The organism is Enterobacter sp. AG326 (assembly GCF_004362415.1).
Classification (GTDB): domain Bacteria; phylum Pseudomonadota; class Gammaproteobacteria; order Enterobacterales; family Enterobacteriaceae; genus Enterobacter; species Enterobacter asburiae.
Genome location: NZ_SNXG01000001.1, coordinates 278290 through 294345, shown reverse-complemented (window position 1 = coordinate 294345; position 16056 = coordinate 278290). Strand labels below are relative to the sequence as shown.

Here is a 16056-nt window from a genome sequence, read left to right as displayed (position 1 = left end):
CTTAGTTGCTGGCGGTTTTCATCGGCTGGTCGGGCTTTTTATCGTTTCCGGCGATGAACGGGCTCCACGGCTGGGCGCGTACCGGCTGCTCCGTCTGCCACACCACGTTAAACTGGCCGTTACCTTCGATTTCACCGATCATGACCGGCTTATGCAGATGGTGGTTGGTGGCATCCATGGTGAGCGTAAAGCCAGACGGCGCCTTAAAGGACTGGCCGGCCATCGCCGCACGCACTTTATCCACGTCGGTAGTGCCCGCTTTTTCCACCGCCTGCGCCCACATATGGATCCCCACCCAGGTAGCTTCCATCGGGTCGTTGGTCACCACGGTATCGGCATTCGGCAGCTTGTGCGCTTTGGCATAGGCTTTGTAATCCGCCACGAAGGCCTGGTTGGTCGGGTTATCCACGGATTCAAAGTAGTTCCACGCCGCGAGGTTACCGACCAGCGGTTTGGTGTCGATCCCGCGCAGCTCTTCTTCGCCCACGGAGAACGCCACCACCGGTACGTCTGTCGCCTTCAGCCCCTGGTTAGCGAGCTCTTTGTAGAACGGAACGTTGGAATCGCCGTTGATGGTCGACACCACGGCGGTTTTACCGCCCGCAGAGAATTTCTTGATGTTGGCGACGATGGTCTGGTAGTCGCTGTGACCGAACGGGGTGTAAACCTCCTCGATGTCCTTATCCTCAACCCCTTTCGAATGCAGGAACGCGCGCAGGATCTTGTTGGTGGTGCGCGGGTAAACATAGTCCGTGCCCAGCAGGAAGAAGCGCTTCGCCGCGCCGCCGTCTTCGCTCATCAGGTATTCCACCGCCGGGATGGCCTGCTGGTTCGGCGCCGCGCCGGTATAGAAGACGTTCGGCGACATCTCTTCACCTTCATACTGCACCGGATAGAACAGCAGACCGTTCAGCTCCTCGAAGACCGGCAGCACGGATTTGCGCGATACCGACGTCCAGCAGCCGAATACCACCGCCACTTTATCCTGACTCAACAGCTGGCGCGCCTTCTCGGCAAACAGCGGCCAGTTTGAGGCCGGATCCACCACTACCGGCTCCAGTTTTTTACCCAGCACGCCGCCTTTCGCGTTGATCTCGTCGATGGTCATCAGCGCGACGTCTTTCAGCGGCGTTTCGGAGATGGCCATGGTGCCGGAAAGAGAATGCATGATCCCTACTTTGATGGTATCGGCCGCCTGCACGCCAAAACTCATTCCCATCGCCACGACGGACGCGGATAACGCAAAGGCTTTTAATAAGGTACGACGCTGCATATTTTCACTCCTGAAAAAGAACGCTGTGCGAAAACGTCCGTTACGGCGTGGACGCGGAAAATAAAGATGTCAGCGAAGCAGGAGCAAAAAGGATGCCAGAATGGAGGTAGCGCTATTTCTGGAGGGGGAACGCGGGATGTAAAGAGAACGTCTCAGAATGGCACAGCGCTGCACTTTTATAATGCAGCGCTGTGGATGAGGCTTTACCAGACTTCGCTGGCGATCTGCGTGACCAGACGGACTTTGTCCCACTGCTGGGTTTCGCTCAGGCTGTTGCCCTCTTCGGTAGAGGCAAAGCCGCACTGCGGGCTGAGGCAAATTTGCTCTTTTGCCACGTATTTCGCCGCCTCTTCCAGACGAGCCTTAATACCCTCCGGGTTCTCCAGCTCTCCGTTTTTGGTGGTGATCAGGCCCAGCACCACCTGCTGCTTGCCCGGGCGAATGAAGCGCAACGGCGCGAAATCACCGCTGCGGTCGTTATCGTATTCAAGGAAGAAGGCGTCAACGTTGACCGTGCCGAACAGCACTTCCGCCACCGGCTCGTAGCCGCCTTCGGAAATCCAGGTTGAACGGAAGTTACCGCGGCAGACGTGCAGGCCGATGGTCAGATCGTCCGGCTTGCCTTCCAGCGCCTTGTTCAGGACGCGGGCATAGATGCGTGCCAGCTCATCGGCATCATCGCCGCGCTCGCGGATCTGACGGCGCTGATCGTCCGAACAGAGATAGGCCCAGACGGTGTCGTCCAGCTGCAGGTAACGGCAGCCCGCGTCGTAAAATGCGCGGATGGCGTCGCGCCAGGTGGTCGCCAGATCGTCGAAATAGTCATTCAGATCCGGGTACACCGTCTCATCGATGTCTTTACGCCCGCCGCGGAAATGCAGGACGCTTGGGCTGGGAATGGTCATCTTCGGCTGAGCATTGCCGCTGATGCTTTTCAGGTAGCGGAAATCTTCGAGCATCGGATGGTCGCCAAAGCCCAGCTTGCCGGTGACGCGCACGCCGTGGGCTTTGGTTTGTACCCCGTTGAACTGGATACCCTGCTGTGAATCGTAGCGCTCAACGCCCTGCAGACCGTCAAAGAAGTCAAAGTGCCACCAGGCACGGCGAAATTCACCGTCGGTCACGACATGCAGGCCGCACGCACACTGCTGCTCGACGACGTGGCGGATGGCATCATCCTCTACCGCGCGAAGCTGTCCGGCGTCAATTTCGCCGCTGGCGAACTTCAGGCGAGCCTCTTTGATGGCATCCGGGCGTAAAAAACTGCCGACTACATCGGCGCGGTACGGGGCGTGCTGTCGTTGCATGGAAATCTCCTCAGTCTGCCGGCGATAATTGCCAGCAGTGATAATTCATCATTTGAAGATTTAGACTTCTGGATGTCTAAATGTCCAAAAAAGATGTCATACCTGTCCTGTTCCGGCAAACGAGAAAATTTCACGGGTGTTGAAAAAAATTCATGTTCACAGCGCGACGGCAGTTTCGCTGCTGGCAAAGGCGAACTTTTCATCCTCCCATCCGGTGATCCCCCCGAGCATGATTTTGACCGGCAGCCCGAGGCGCGCCAGCTTGAGCGCGGCTCTGTCCGCGCCGTTACAGTGCGGCCCTGCGCAGTAAACGACGAACAGCGTGCCTTCAGGCCATTCGGCCATGCGCTCAGCGGTAATCTGGCTCCGCGGCAGGTGCAGTGCGCCAGGTACGTGACGGCGGGCAAACTGCTCCGGGCTGCCCACTACGTGTAGCAGCACGAAGTCCTGCTCATTATTGGCGATGGCGTGATGCACATCCGCACAGTCGGTTTCAACGCTCAGGCGGCGCAGAAAATGGGTAACGGCTTCCTGCGGCTCGGCAGCCGGAAATTCAGTAACATAGCTCATGATCCTTCCTCATCTTTGGCGTTTGTGTTAACACTACTCTATCCACAAATTCAGCCCGTGAATGCGTTCGCTCATGCCAGAAAACAGCAAAAAGATGACAAACTTAAGACAAATTGCCCGCCCGCAGGTGGTCGTGCTGGCGTATGACGGTCTGTGTACCTTTGAGTTTGGCGTGGCGGTGGAGATCTTCGGCCTGCCGCGCCCCGAGCTGGGCGACGAGTGGTATCGTTTTGCGGTGGCGAGCGTGGACAGCGGTGAACTTCGGGCAACTGGCGGGATCCGCATCGTTACCGATGGTGATTTAAGCCTGCTTGCGTCTGCGGACCTGATTGTGGTTCCCGGCTGGCGGGGGCTGGATTCACCGGTTCCGGATGCGCTCTGCGAGGCACTACGCCAGGCCAGCGCGCGAGGGTGTCAGCTGCTCTCCATCTGTTCGGGGGTGTTTGTGCTGGCCGCAACGGGGCTATTGAACGGCCGCAAAGCCACGACGCACTGGCGCTACATTGACGCGCTAAAAGCCCGTTACCCTGACATCGACGTGGTTGAGGATGTGCTCTACCAGGACGAAGGCGATATTCTGACGTCCGCTGGTAGCGCAGCGGGTATCGATCTCTGTCTGCACGTTGTGCGGCGGGATTTTGGCATGGAAACCGCCAACAGCGTGGCGCGTCGGCTGGTCATTCCCCCTCACCGGGATGGTTCACAGCCGCAACAGCTGAGCCGTCCGGTGGCGCAGCTGCGGGAAAGCCAGCGTCTCGGCCAGCTGTTTGATTTTCTGCACACGCATCTTATCGAGGCGCACAGCGTCGACTCCCTGGCGCGTCGAGTCGGAATGAGCCAGCGCACCTTCCTTCGTCGCTTCGAGGCGGCAACGGGGACGACGCCCGCACGCTGGTTGATCAATGAACGCCTGCTGAGAGCAAAAGATTATCTGGAAAGCAGCCGGTTAAGCATCGACAGCATCGCTGAACAAACCGGGTTTGGTCAGGCGTCGACACTGCGTCATCATTTTCGCCAGCAGTTCGCGCTTTCCCCGGCTCAGTATCGCAAACAATTTTCACGTCCGGGTACTGCACGCTGAGGCGTCAGTTTTAGGGCTACACTGGCACACGGAGCACCTGATGGTCACCACACACGTTTTTATCGCGGTTAGTCTTGATGGTTACATCGCCCGACAGAATGACGATATCGACTGGCTGCTGCAGCGCGACGATCCAACGGAAGATCATGGCTATGAGGCATTCATCGCGGACAAAGAGTGGATCGTGATGGGCCGGGGTAGCTATGAGAAGGTACTGACCTTTGACGCATGGCCTTACGATCGTCCCGTGCTGGTGCTCTCCCGACAGCTGGCCGGTACGCCCGTGCCGGAGGCGCTAAAGGGAAAAGTGCAGTTTTCATCCAGGACGCCAAAGGAGGTGCTGGACGATCTCGCTGCGCAGGACGTACATCGCGTCTATCTCGATGGCGGACAGGTGATCCAGTCGTTCCTGCGCGAACGTCTGGTAGCCGATATGGTGATCACGACCGTTCCTGTACTGCTCGGGGAGGGAAAACCGCTGTTCGGAACGTTGTCCCGGGATATGGATTTGACACTGGTATCAAGCCGCTGCTTCCCTTCGGGTCTGGTGCAGTCGCATTATCGGCTGACGCCATAACCCTATCGCGACGATCGGCGCAAAAAAACCGCCAAAAAATGGCGGTAAATGCTTGCATGGATAGATTTGTGTTTTGGTCTCTACGTCCCGACACTCCATGGCCGGGCAGCGGATCTCATACAACCTAACACCTGTTGTCTTAACGAATGCTAAACAACCTTATTAACCAGTATGGGTATTGATCTGCAAATAACGCATAAGGCCCTGCTCAGCGCTCTGTTTTGCATCGTCATTAATGGCTTCCAGATAAAAGGAGCGAGCGACACCATAAGGTGCTTTTTCAGAGGGATACACCGCGAACTGGAATGTTTTTCCTCTCGCCCGATGAGTGCAGTCTAATTCCCAACGCTGATCGTTCACTTTTTTGCTGGCGCAGGCAACGCTACCATAATCGCTGGTTAAATAAGAACCCACGCGAATTTCTGCAGATTGAATATATTCTGGTTCGTCATTACCTGCATAACGAACCCCTGCAGCGGCTCCAACAGCCACTGCCAGAAGCGCAAGCGCTATTATTTTTTTCATTTATAAATGACCTGTTCCTTAGCCTAAGATTACTATTATATAAGATTAATCCTTAATGCATACATCCAATTGTGGACCAGAAATGGTAGTTTACAAAGATTCAGTTGTTTTTAGGAACTGTCCTAACCGCTATTTCGAACGCACATTATTTGACATTTTCTTTGCGCTAATTTTAATTTTTGAATAATAACCATAAGAAATAATCGACATGATTACTGCGCATTGTTTTTCAGCGGTGAAACCATGATTAAAAAAGGGTTATCTTTCGTCATGCTTATTTGTGCGCTGTTTTCAGGCCAGCTTATGGCCGGACACAAAGGACACGAATATTTATGGGTCAAGAATGTGGCGCATCAGCTTCGTCATGAAGCCGACAGCGATGAGTTGCGAAGCGCTGCGGAAGAGTCGGCGGAGGGTTTGCGCGAACACCACCTGTGGCAGAAGTCGCGCAAACCGGACACGCACGTTCGGTGATTAGCTGCCCTTGCGTTTTGGCAGGGTTTTCATCAGATCGTCCGGACTGACGGACGCCACAATACTGCCGGGCTGCGGCATTTTGAAGATGTGGTTTTTCATCTTACCAATCACATGCATTTCGCAGGGACGGCAGTCGAACTTGAGGGTCAGAACCTCATCGCCGTTTACCAGCTGCATAGGGGTAGCCTTCCAGCTCTTAATGTTCCCTTTCGCCTGCTTAGGACACAGGTTAAACGCAAAGCGCAGGCAGTGCTTGGTGATCATCACCGGCACATCGCCCTTCTCTTCATGCGCTTCATAGGCGGCGTCGATCAGCTGCACGCCGTGGCGATGATAGAATTCACGCGCTTTATGGTTGTAGACGTTGGCGAGGAAGGACAAATGGGTGTCCGGGTATACTGGCGCAGGGACGGCTTCCGCTTTACGGCTTCCGCGCGGATACTGTGCCAGGCGCGCGGCATCCAGCATCTCTGCCGTTTCACGGCGGAACGCGTTAAGCAGGCTGTTTGGCACAAACAGCGCATCCGGCAGATTCACGTCGATAGCGCGCGCGTAGTAAATCGTCTGGCCCAGCTTCGCCACGCCATCCTTCAGGCTGTTAAGCGCTTTTTCCGCGTTGTTTGCCACCTCGAAAAGGCCATCGAGCGTATGCGTCACGCTGATGCCGTCTTCACAGGTCATGGTCAGAATCAGCTGCTCTTCCCAGCCGCCCAGCTCAATATCCACGGCGATACGACGTTCGCTGGAGGTTTTTAGCAGCGCCTGCTGCCAGTTATGATCGAGGTTACGGTTAAGCGCCGCGTTCGGCCGCGCCTTGTAGAGATCGGCGGGCATTTCATTCGGCCAGACGCGATAGCGGTTCTCGCCGGTTTTTTCGACCGTATTGGCACGGAAGCCTACGACCTCACGCTTAATCATCACGTTAAGGCCATCGCCGTTCGCCAGCGGTTCCGTCACTTCGACATCAAGGTGATCCTTCGCCACTTTCAGCACTTCACCCACCGGTAAACCGATAAACTTCGGTGAGTCAAACGCGCCGATATCCCCTTTACGGGCATTCACAAAATAGTCCGTGCTGCCGCGGTGGAACGTTTTGTCCGTCGACGGAATAAAGAAATGCTCGGTGCGGCCGGCAGACGCGCGCGCCAGGTCGCCGCGATCTTCGATAATGGCGTCCAGCATCTGGCGATAGTGCGCGGTGATGTTCTTCACGTAGCTCATATCTTTGTAGCGCCCTTCAATCTTGAAGGAACGTACGCCCGCGTCGATCAGCGCGCCCAGGTTGGCCGTCTGATCGTTATCCTTCATGGAGAGCAGGTGTTTTTCGAACGCCACGACGCGGCCCTGATCGTCTTTCAGGGTATACGGCAGACGGCAGGCCTGAGAGCAGTCGCCGCGGTTGGCGCTGCGGCCCGTCTGCGCGTGGGAAATGTTGCACTGACCGGAGTAAGCTACGCACAGCGCACCGTGGATAAAGAATTCAATCGTCGCGTCTGTCGCCTGGTGAATATCGCGGATCTGATTCAGGTTCAGCTCGCGCGCCAGAACGATCTGCGAAAAGCCGACGTCGGAGAGAAACTTCGCCTTCTCGACCGTGCGGATATCGCACTGGGTACTGGCATGCAGTTCAATGGGCGGAATATCCAGCTCAAGCACGCCCATATCCTGAACGATCAGGGCATCAATGCCGGCCTGGTAGAGATCGGTAATCAGACGTTGTGCAGGCTCCAGCTCATCATCATGAAGAATGGTGTTCAGGGTCACGAACACTTTCGCCCCAAAACGGTGGGCGAACGGCACCAGTTCAGCAATATCGCTCAGGCTGTTGCTGGCGTTATGGCGGGCACCGAAGCCAGGGCCGCCAATGTAGACGGCGTCAGCGCCGTGAAGGATCGCTTCACGGGCAATGGCGGCGTCGCGGGCCGGGCTTAAAAGTTCAAGATGATGGGATTGCAGGCGCATACTTCGTCGTTATCCGTTATGGTCAAAATGGCGGCTATTGTAGTCAGAAGTATGCGTCAGCGAAACAGTTTTGCGTAGCGTCAGCGGGGATAATGAATCAGGGAGTGAAAATGCACCGTCCGGTCGCTGCTGTTGCGGTAGGCGTGCGGTTTATCACCGGCGAAACGGACGCCCGAATCGGCAGAAATCGTCTGCCACTCGCCGTCAAGCTTCATCTCCAGCTCGCCGCTGACCACTACCACATGTTCAATTACCCCGGCCTCATGCGGCGTGGATTCACTTAGCGCGCCGGGTGCCAGCGTAATGGAGAAATAATCAAACCCGAGTGTCTCGTCCCACGGAAAGAGCGGTTTGACCATCATCGCCTGCTGCTGCGGGTCAAACACCGCCTGCCGGTCCGCCTCTGGCGTGATGAACGCGGAAAACGGGACGTTCAGCCCGGTGGCTATTTTCCACAGCGTCGACACCGTCGGGCTGGATTCATTGCGCTCGATTTGCCCCAGCATCGCTTTTGACACGCCGGTCTCGTCCGCGAGCTTCGACAAACTCCAGCCGCGCGCCTGGCGCAGCGTTTTCAGCGTTGTTGCAAGGTGTAGTGTGATGTCCATGGTCCCTCCTGATGGCGATCAGCATACCACTTGTACGCTATAGCGCACAGTGTTACCTTATACCGGACGTTATAACGCACAACGGAGTTTCTATGCGCCCTTCCTCTCACCTTGTTCCAGTCGCACTGGCTGGATTTGTCGCCGTGCTGGTCGGTTACGCCAGCTCGGCCGCCATCATCTGGCAGGCCGCCGCGGCGGCTGGTGCCAGCGCACAGCAGATCGCAGGCTGGATGACCGCGCTGGGGATTGGGATGGGTGTCAGCACGCTGGCGCTCTCCTGGTGGTACAAAGCGCCGGTGCTGACCGCCTGGTCGACGCCCGGCGCGGCGCTTCTCGCCACCAGCCTGCACGGCGTGACGCTGGCTGAGACGATCGGCGTGTTTATCTTTGCTAACGCGCTCATTTTACTTTGCGGCATCACCGGGCTCTTCGCCCGTCTGATGAGGCTGATCCCCCATTCGCTTGCTGCCGCCATGCTGGCTGGGGTGCTGCTGCAGTTTGGCCTGCATGCTTTTGCGCATCTTGAGGGACACTTTCTCCTGTGCGGCAGCATGATTGCGGCGTGGCTGCTGGCTAAAGCGCTGGCGCCGCGCTATGCCATCGTGGTCACGCTGCTGGTGGGCGGTATCGTGGCATGGGCGGGAGGTGACGTTGTCACCGATAAGCTCGCGTTCTCCCTTGTGATGCCTGAGTTTACTGCGCCCACGTTCACCTTCACCAGCCTGGTGAGTATTGGCGTGCCCTTCTTCCTGGTCACCATGGCATCGCAAAACGCGCCGGGTTTCGCCACGATGAAGGCTTCCGGTTACCCGCTGGCGGTCTCACCGCTCATCATCGTTACGGGTGCGCTGGCGCTGCTGCTTTCCCCTTTTGGCGTCTTTTCTATCTGTATCGCGGCCATTACTGCCGCCATTTGTCAAAGCCCGGATGCACACCCGGATGCCGATAAACGCTGGCTGGCGGCCATCGCTGCCGGAGGGTTTTATCTGCTGGCGGGGATTTTCGGCGGTTCGATTACCGGACTGATGGCCGCTCTGCCGCTCAGCTGGATCCAGACGCTCGCCGGTCTGGCGCTGCTGGGCACCATCAGCGGGAGTTTATATCAGGCACTGAGCCACGAGGCGGAGCGCGACGCGGCCATCGTCACTTTCCTGATGACCGCGAGCGGCGTCACGATCCTCGGCATCGGTTCGGCATTCTGGGGGCTGGTGCTGGGCGGTGTGTGCTATGCCCTGTTTTCACGCGCTCGCCGCACGTAGCTGCGAAGGCGTCATGCCCGTCGCGCTGCGAAAGCGGTTGCTGAAGTGGCTGGCGGAGTTAAACCCGCAGGCAAGGGCGATGTCCGTCAGCGGCGTCGCCGTGTGCTGCACCAGGGCCTTCGCTTTTTCCATTCGCCTCTGCATCACGTACTGATGCGGCGCCAGCCCCGTCGACTGGCGGAACATGCGGGCAAAATGGTACTCGCTGAGGGCGGCCTGAGCTGCCAGTTCAGCCAGCGTCAGGGGTTGCCCAAGGTTCTCTTCAATAAAGGCCAGCACGTTACGCAGCACGAATGGCGATAGCCCGCCGGTGACGACCGGCAGCTTCCACTGAACGTTAGAGTAGTTTTGCAGCAGATGGGTCAGGAGCAGCGTAGAGGCCGTGCTCAAAGTGAGCTGGTTGGCGTGCTGCTGCCAGTCGCAGCCGAGCAAAAACTGGCGATACAGCGCGGTGATCTTCGGATCGCTACCAAAAATGCGCTCGTCCAGCGTCAGCGAAAGCGGGCGCTTGTCCCAGATCTTTTCCCCCACGTCGCGCAGGTGTTCATCGGTGCAGTACAGATGCACAAACGACAGGTCATCACGGATATCCCACGTCGATTCGCTCTCTTTTGGCATCAAGCAGAAACGGTCCGGTCCCCCGCCGTTCTTCCAGCCGCCCGGCGTTTTTTGGTAGCTTTCGTAGCCGTCCGCCACGTACAGGCTCAGGGTATGGTGGTTACTTTTTACCGTTATCGTATCGTGCTTGTTGTACCACGCTGCCAGCTGAATACCCGAATTCAGCGAGACGGTTTCCCGCAGGACCGCATTCTGTTGGCAAAGCGTTTCAAAGGTATCGTAAGCGTGAGACATGACCGTAAGCGCGTGATTGACTGGAATATCAGTCTAAGAAGAGTTGTCTCCCGTTGCCAGCCCCCGGGAAAGAAAAAAGCGCAAGATTTTGCAAGTCACCCGCAAGCTGGTGAAAGCCCTTCGCGGATCTCAGCGTCATACTGCGGGCTTTCGTGGTTTGAGAAGAGAAAAAGTATGAACGCACTATTATACGGACTGGTGGTGGTCATCTGGGGAACCACCTGGATTGCGATTTTCCTGCAGCAGGGGTCCGTGGCGGCGCCCGTCTCTATTTTCTGGCGTTTCGCCGTCGCCAGCCTCACGATGATGGTGGTGTTAATCGCCCTGCGCCGTCTGCGCAAGCTGGCGCTACGGGATCACCTTTTTTGTATGCTCCAGGGATGCTGCGTTTTCTGCTTTAACTTCTGGTGTTTTTACGCCGCAGCCTCGCACATTAACACCGGGCTGGAATCGGTGATCTTCTCCATGGCCGTGCTCTATAACGCCATTAACAGCTTTATTTTCTTCGGGCAGCGCCCGCCCGCGCGTTTCTGGACGGCGGCAGCACTGGGCCTGACTGGGATTGTCACCCTCTTCTGGGACGATCTGCTGGCCAGCGGCTGGAGCGCGTCGCTCCTGACCGGGATTGGTCTCTCCGCGCTGGGCACCTACGGCTTCTCGCTGGGCAACATGATCAGCATGCGTCACCAGCGCAGAGGCCTTGAAACCATGACCACCAACGCCTGGGCTATGCTCTACGGCACGCTGGTGATGGGCTGCATTGCCCTGTTCAGAGGCGACAGCTTCGCGCCAGAGTGGACCATCAGCTACATTGGCGCGCTGCTCTATCTGGCCCTGTTTGGTTCGGTGATTGCCTTTGGCGCCTACTTCACGCTGGTGGGACGTATCGGTCCCGGCAAAGCGGCCTACAGTACGCTGCTCTTCCCGCTGGTGGCGCTGTCCATCTCCACGGTGTATGAAGGCTACGTCTGGCATATCAACGGTATCGTGGGATTATTGCTGATTCTGGGGGGAAATATGGTTATGTTTACCAAACCTGAAACCTGGTTCAGGCGCTTACGAACGGCGTAAATAAAAAGGGCCTGCATTACGCAGGCCGTTTAATTTTATTTAGCGGTCTTTTTCACATCAAACATGGTGGCGTCCGTCGCCATGTCATCAACTACCTGCTTCAGCGTCGCAAAGGTCATCGGCGTACTTTCGTTGTTCAGGTCTTTACCTTCGCCTTTACGCACCACCTTCATGACCGGTTTGTTGGTGGCCGCATCGATCAGTTCGCCTTCAAAGAAGAGATGCGTATCCATGGTGCGATGCCCGGTTGCCATCTGCGTACCTGCTACCACCAGCGCGACCGGCACCACTTCATAGAACTGCAGACCTTCTTTCTGCGAACTCACCCCGGTAATTGCACCGCGGAAAATCAGGCTGTGTTTACCCGGCGTGGTCACAACTGGCTTACGGGTACCAATAGCGGTTTTCATTTTGTTATTGGTGTAATTCAACAGCTCATCAAGCGTTTTTTGACCAATTTGAGTGGTCGGTTTAGGCGCAGGATAATAAGTAATCGGCGTCCAGAGAATACTGTCGTAATTAGCTTCGTTATAAGAAGGATCCACCCAACGCAGCGTTGGTTTTCCCGTCGCAGACGTCGTCTGCTGCAAGCCTGAATAGTCTTTTAAAAAGCCAGAATATTGTTCGGGAGCCGCGACTTTTGAAGAACAGCCCGCCAACGCCAACAGACCAGTAAGCACTGCAACTTTAAAAAAAGTTTGAGTACGCATGATAGTTTTCCATGTTATCTGCAAGTATGCATTTGAAGTTATAGCAAAAGACCGGCGGGTTTGTTGTGACAAAAAATGATGCGGAGAGCACAAATTGCGAAAAGACTGCCCGGAAGCGTGCCGGGCAGTGAAAAATTACTGTTTTATATCCAGTTGCCAGAACAGATGTTTGCCAAACGGGTCAATTTCATAGCCCGTCACCTCTTTGCGCACCGGCTCGAAAATGGTTGAATGCGCAATCATCACCGCGGGCATCTGGTCATGCATCATTTGCTGAGCCTCTTTATACAGCGCCACGCGTTTATCGCGATCGGTGGTTGATTTGGCTTCCGCAATAATTTTATCGAAGGGCTTGTAGCACCATTTCGCCGAATTTGAGCCGCCGTTTGCCGAGGTACAGGTAAATAGCGGACCAAAGAAGTTGTCGGGATCGCCCGTTGCGGTCGTCCAGCCCATCAGCGCGGCCTGATGTTCCCCGCCCTTCACGCGCTTAAGGTATTCGCCCCACTCGTAGGTGACGATTTTGGTCTGAACCCCGATTTTCGCCCAGTCGGCCTGAATCATTTCCGCCATGCGTTTCGCATTCGGATTGTACGGACGCTGCACCGGCATCGCCCATAGGTCGACGCTCACGCCGTTGGCAAAACCGGCCTCTTTCAGCAGCGCTTTCGCCTTTTCAGGATCGTAATCGTAATCCTTAAGCTCGCTGTCTGCGCCCCAGACGCCCGGCGGCAGCAGGTTCTTTGCCGCGGTGCCGGTGCCGTGGAACACCGCATCAATAATGGCCGGCTTGTTGATGGCCATCGCCAGCGCCTGACGGACTTTTACGTTATCCAGCGGCGGCTTTTGGGTATTGAACGCCAGAAAGCCGGTATTCAGTCCGGCTTTGCTCATCAGGTTGATGTCTTTGTTCGCCTTCATGCGCGGCAGGTCCGCCGGGTTCGGGAACGGCATCACCTGACATTCGTTCTTCTCAATTTTGGCAAAACGCACGGAGGCATCCGGCGTGATGCTAAACACCAGCCGATCCAGCTTCGATTTCCCCTGCCAGTAGTCGGCAAACGCCGTAAACAGGATCCGCGAATCCTTCTGATACTGCGCCAGCTTAAACGGCCCGGTGCCTATAGGCTCCATATCCACCTTCTCCGGGGTGCCCGCTTTGAGCATCGCGTCGGCATACTCCGCGGAGAGGATCGAGGCAAAATACCAAGCCAGATCGGCGACAAACGGCGCTTCCGGGTGCGCCAGGGTAAAGCGCACGGTGTGGTCATCAACTTTATCAATGCCGGTTATCAGGCTGCCAAACTCCAGACTTTCGAAGTTGGAGTAGCTGCCGTTAGAGACGTTGTGATAGGGATGATTCACGTCTTTCTGGCGCATAAACGAGAAAATCACGTCGTCGGCGTTAAAGTCGCGGGTCGGCGTGAAGGATTTATTGCTCTGGAATTTGACGCCCTTACGCAGATGGAAGGTGTACACCTTGCCATCGTCGCTGACTTCCCAGCGCTCCGCCAGGCTCGGCACCAGCTCCGTGGTGCCGGGTTTGAAATCAACCAGCCGGTTATAGACCGGCACGGCGCTGGCGTCCACGCTGGTTCCCGAAGTGTATAGCTGAGGATTAAAGTTTTCTGGCGATCCTTCGGAGCAATACACCAGCGTTTTCGCGGCAACGGTGGAACTGACCGTGAGTGCAGCAAGCGCCAGCGCTAAAGTTGTGAGTTTGCTTTTCATCATTTATTCCTGTCTTTTTAATTCGACGGCTAATTAATTCTTTTGCCATTTCATAAATAACATTAAAGTGATGTGGCAAACACCTGAAAAATAAATAAGGAACAAATCACTATGGGCTCGCCGCTTTCCAGACAATTAACGCACCGTTTTTTCCGCTATCTCGCTATCACCAGCCAGAGCGATCCCAAAGTCAAAACCCTGCCCTCAACGCCGGGCCAGCACGACATGGCGCGGGAGCTGGCGCAGGAGCTGGCACAGCTGGGTTTAGACGACATTGTGATTGATGAATTTGCTACGGTAACGGCGGTAAAAAAAGGCAACGTGCCCGGCGCGCCGCGCATCGGCTTTATTACCCATATTGATACCGTGGACGTGGGATTATCACCGGATATTCATCCACAAATATTAACCTTTGCCGGTGAAGATCTCTGTCTGAATAAAGAGAAAGACATCTGGCTGCGGGTTAACGAGCACCCTGAAATTCTGGCTTATCCCAATGAGGAGATTATTTTCAGCGACGGAACCAGCGTATTAGGCGCCGATAATAAATCGGCGGTCACGGTGGTCATGACGGTGCTGGAAAACCTGACGGCGGAACATCAGCACGGGGATATCGTCGTGGCATTTGTGCCTGACGAAGAGATCGGCCTGAACGGTGCAAAAGCGCTGGACCTTAAGCGCTTTGACGTCGACTTCGCCTGGACCATCGACTGCTGCGAGCTGGGTGAAATTGTCTACGAGAACTTTAATGCGGCAGCCGCTGAGATCCGCTTTACCGGCGTAACGGCGCACCCGATGTCCGCCAAAGGCGTGCTGGTGAATCCCCTGCTGATGGCGACTGACTACATCAACCATTTTGACCGCCAGCAAACGCCGGAGTGCACCGAGGGACGTGAGGGCTATATCTGGTTTAACGGCATTCAGGCCGGGCAAAACGAGGCCATTCTTAAGGCCAATATCCGCGACTTTGACAAGGACAGCTTTGCCGCCCGCAAGCAGCAGATTGCCGACGTTGCCGCGCTGATTGCCGCCCAGCATCCAACGGCCAGGGTGGACTATCGCATTGAAGATACCTACAGCAATATCAGCAATGCGATTGGTGAGGACCGGCGCGCTATCGATCTGATGTTCGAGGCGATGGAATCGCTCGGCATCACGCCGAAGCCGACGCCCATGCGCGGCGGTACCGACGGCGCGGCGCTCTCGGCAAAAGGGCTGCTCACGCCGAACTTCTTCACCGGCGCGCATAACTTCCACTCGAAGTTTGAATTCCTGCCGCTGTCGTCGTTCGAGGCGTCCTACAACACTGCGCTGCAGATCTGCCTGCTGGCCGCCCGTTAAGCGGGCTTGCGCGCCAGCATCGTGGCAAAGCGCAGCTTGATGCGGTTACCGTTTTCATCGGTGCGGTGCAGTTCGCCAACGTCTTCGTTGTATTTGAGCAACTCCCAGCCTTCGTAGTAGTTGCTCAGCTCACCGCTTTTGAACGCAAACGGGAAGCCGACGGTGCATGGGTAATCCGCCGTGTCCATCGCGGCAACGATCAGGTTGTAGCCGCCGGGCTTGGTGCAGCGCTGCATGTTGGCGATAAGTCCCGGGATGGTTTTTGACTCCAGGAACATCAGCACCACGGTGGAGAGAATGAAATCGTACTCGCCGTCAAAACTCAGGTTGTTGAGATCTTTAATCGCCGTGTGGAGGTTATCGATCCCTTCTTCCGCCTTGATGCGCTCGATATTCTCGATGCTCATCGGGTTCTTGTCCCAAGCGGTCACCTCGTAACCGTTGGCAGCCAGATAAAGGCTGTTGCGGCCATTGCCGCAGCCCAGATCCAGCGTTTTACCCGGTTTAATCTTTTCCGCACTGAACAGCACCTCTGAATGGGTGCGGGTTAAGCCATATTCCTCTGTGAAGTAGTTCTCATCGACGGTCATTATTTTTTCCTGAGCCTGCATAAGTTGAAAGTGCATCCTGAATGCCATTTTAAGGCGTTTACCGTCTGGTTGCCAGCCGCTCGAAAACCGAAAAATTTGCTACGTTTAGTTAAGACGCCTAT

General features: G+C 56.1%; 16 protein-coding genes. 6 read left to right on the top strand and 10 right to left on the bottom strand.

Annotation, left to right across the window (positions count from 1 at the left end):
• Nucleotide 1: 1 nt before the first annotated feature.
• From urtA to DFO52_RS01355, 3 genes are all read right to left on the bottom strand, one after another.
• Nucleotides 2–1273 carry an urea ABC transporter substrate-binding protein gene (gene urtA, locus DFO52_RS01365; protein ID WP_133548938.1) on the bottom strand — a complete coding sequence of 424 codons (1272 nt, stop codon included), beginning with the start codon at nt 1271–1273 and terminating at the stop codon, nt 2–4.
• Between the two features lie 203 nt (nt 1274–1476).
• Nucleotides 1477–2580, bottom strand: coding sequence for a cobalamin-independent methionine synthase II family protein (locus DFO52_RS01360; protein WP_029739575.1), 1104 nt, complete (start codon nt 2578–2580; stop codon nt 1477–1479).
• A gap of 156 nt (nt 2581–2736) precedes the next feature.
• Complete coding sequence (locus DFO52_RS01355; RefSeq protein ID WP_047741842.1) at nt 2737–3150, bottom strand: rhodanese-like domain-containing protein; 414 nt, start codon at nt 3148–3150, stop codon at nt 2737–2739.
• A gap of 73 nt (nt 3151–3223) precedes the next feature.
• On the opposite strand from DFO52_RS01355, the gene ftrA reads away from it, so the two are divergent.
• Both ftrA and DFO52_RS01345 read left to right on the top strand, forming a co-directional pair.
• A complete protein-coding gene (gene ftrA, locus DFO52_RS01350) occupies nt 3224–4231 on the top strand; it encodes a transcriptional regulator FtrA (protein WP_133548936.1) in 1008 nt (335 codons plus the stop codon).
• A gap of 40 nt (nt 4232–4271) precedes the next feature.
• Nucleotides 4272–4808: a dihydrofolate reductase family protein gene (locus DFO52_RS01345; RefSeq protein WP_133548934.1), complete on the top strand. Its 537-nt coding sequence runs from the start codon at nt 4272–4274 to the stop codon at nt 4806–4808.
• Nucleotides 4809–4970: 162 nt separating this feature from the next.
• Here DFO52_RS01345 and DFO52_RS01340 read toward each other — a convergent pair whose 3' ends face one another.
• Nucleotides 4971–5333, bottom strand: a complete 363-nt coding sequence (locus DFO52_RS01340; protein ID WP_047647739.1) for a hypothetical protein — start codon at nt 5331–5333, stop codon at nt 4971–4973.
• Between the two features lie 243 nt (nt 5334–5576).
• On the opposite strand from DFO52_RS01340, the gene DFO52_RS01335 reads away from it, so the two are divergent.
• Nucleotides 5577–5807, top strand: a complete 231-nt coding sequence (locus tag DFO52_RS01335; RefSeq protein WP_039262502.1) for a DUF2554 family protein — start codon at nt 5577–5579, stop codon at nt 5805–5807.
• On the opposite strand, the gene DFO52_RS01330 is transcribed toward DFO52_RS01335, so the two are convergent.
• Entirely contained in the window at nt 5808–7772 is a 1965-nt protein-coding gene (locus DFO52_RS01330; protein WP_047647740.1) for a U32 family peptidase, read from the bottom strand.
• A gap of 80 nt (nt 7773–7852) precedes the next feature.
• The gene (locus tag DFO52_RS01325) at nt 7853–8380 is read right to left on the bottom strand and encodes an XRE family transcriptional regulator (protein ID WP_133548932.1); all 528 of its coding nucleotides are present in this window, start codon (nt 8378–8380) and stop codon (nt 7853–7855) included.
• A 92-nt stretch (nt 8381–8472) separates the two neighbouring features.
• Between DFO52_RS01325 and DFO52_RS01320 the strand changes: the two genes are divergently transcribed.
• Nucleotides 8473–9639, top strand: a complete 1167-nt coding sequence (locus tag DFO52_RS01320; RefSeq protein ID WP_133548930.1) for a benzoate/H(+) symporter BenE family transporter — start codon at nt 8473–8475, stop codon at nt 9637–9639.
• Here the strand turns inward: DFO52_RS01320 and DFO52_RS01315 are convergent.
• Nucleotides 9619–10491, bottom strand: coding sequence for a response regulator transcription factor (locus tag DFO52_RS01315; protein ID WP_133548928.1), 873 nt, complete (start codon nt 10489–10491; stop codon nt 9619–9621). The genes DFO52_RS01320 and DFO52_RS01315 overlap by 21 nt on opposite strands.
• Nucleotides 10492–10665: 174 nt before the next feature.
• Between DFO52_RS01315 and DFO52_RS01310 the strand changes: the two genes are divergently transcribed.
• Nucleotides 10666–11562 (top strand): EamA family transporter, encoded by an 897-nt coding sequence (locus DFO52_RS01310; RefSeq protein ID WP_029739583.1) that lies wholly within the window; start codon nt 10666–10668, stop codon nt 11560–11562.
• A gap of 35 nt (nt 11563–11597) precedes the next feature.
• Here the strand turns inward: DFO52_RS01310 and DFO52_RS01305 are convergent, their stop codons facing one another.
• A complete protein-coding gene (locus DFO52_RS01305; protein WP_033145514.1) occupies nt 11598–12272 on the bottom strand; it encodes a DUF3313 domain-containing protein in 675 nt (224 codons plus the stop codon).
• 135 nt (nt 12273–12407) lie between these two features.
• Nucleotides 12408–14003, bottom strand: a complete 1596-nt coding sequence (locus DFO52_RS01300) for an ABC transporter substrate-binding protein (RefSeq protein WP_133549830.1) — start codon at nt 14001–14003, stop codon at nt 12408–12410.
• A 111-nt stretch (nt 14004–14114) separates the two neighbouring features.
• On the opposite strand from DFO52_RS01300, the gene pepT reads away from it, so the two are divergent.
• Nucleotides 14115–15344 carry a peptidase T gene (pepT, locus tag DFO52_RS01295; RefSeq protein WP_133548926.1) on the top strand — a complete coding sequence of 410 codons (1230 nt, stop codon included), beginning with the start codon at nt 14115–14117 and terminating at the stop codon, nt 15342–15344.
• Here the strand turns inward: pepT and tehB are convergent.
• Entirely contained in the window at nt 15341–15937 is a 597-nt protein-coding gene (tehB, locus tag DFO52_RS01290; RefSeq protein ID WP_279512850.1) for a tellurite resistance methyltransferase TehB, read from the bottom strand. The genes pepT and tehB overlap by 4 nt on opposite strands.
• Between the last annotated feature and the right edge of the window lie 119 nt (nt 15938–16056).

Bases quoted from the DNA above. Each gene is read 5' to 3' on its own strand.
- urtA (WP_133548938.1), bottom strand. From the start codon at position 1,273: ATGCAGCGTCGTACCTTATTAAAAGCCTTTGCGTTATCCGCGTCCGTC.
- DFO52_RS01300 (WP_133549830.1), bottom strand. From the start codon at position 14,003: ATGAAAAGCAAACTCACAACTTTAGCGCTGGCGCTTGCTGCACTCACG.
- DFO52_RS01325 (WP_133548932.1), bottom strand. From the start codon at position 8,380: ATGGACATCACACTACACCTTGCAACAACGCTGAAAACGCTGCGCCAG.
- DFO52_RS01360 (WP_029739575.1), bottom strand. From the start codon at position 2,580: ATGCAACGACAGCACGCCCCGTACCGCGCCGATGTAGTCGGCAGTTTT.
- DFO52_RS01335 (WP_039262502.1), top strand. From the start codon at position 5,577: ATGATTAAAAAAGGGTTATCTTTCGTCATGCTTATTTGTGCGCTGTTT.
- DFO52_RS01355 (WP_047741842.1), bottom strand. From the start codon at position 3,150: ATGAGCTATGTTACTGAATTTCCGGCTGCCGAGCCGCAGGAAGCCGTT.
- DFO52_RS01305 (WP_033145514.1), bottom strand. From the start codon at position 12,272: ATGCGTACTCAAACTTTTTTTAAAGTTGCAGTGCTTACTGGTCTGTTG.
- ftrA (WP_133548936.1), top strand. From the start codon at position 3,224: ATGCCAGAAAACAGCAAAAAGATGACAAACTTAAGACAAATTGCCCGC.
- DFO52_RS01340 (WP_047647739.1), bottom strand. From the start codon at position 5,333: ATGAAAAAAATAATAGCGCTTGCGCTTCTGGCAGTGGCTGTTGGAGCC.
- DFO52_RS01345 (WP_133548934.1), top strand. From the start codon at position 4,272: ATGGTCACCACACACGTTTTTATCGCGGTTAGTCTTGATGGTTACATC.
- DFO52_RS01330 (WP_047647740.1), bottom strand. From the start codon at position 7,772: ATGCGCCTGCAATCCCATCATCTTGAACTTTTAAGCCCGGCCCGCGAC.
- DFO52_RS01320 (WP_133548930.1), top strand. From the start codon at position 8,473: ATGCGCCCTTCCTCTCACCTTGTTCCAGTCGCACTGGCTGGATTTGTC.
- pepT (WP_133548926.1), top strand. From the start codon at position 14,115: ATGGGCTCGCCGCTTTCCAGACAATTAACGCACCGTTTTTTCCGCTAT.
- DFO52_RS01315 (WP_133548928.1), bottom strand. From the start codon at position 10,491: ATGTCTCACGCTTACGATACCTTTGAAACGCTTTGCCAACAGAATGCG.
- DFO52_RS01310 (WP_029739583.1), top strand. From the start codon at position 10,666: ATGAACGCACTATTATACGGACTGGTGGTGGTCATCTGGGGAACCACC.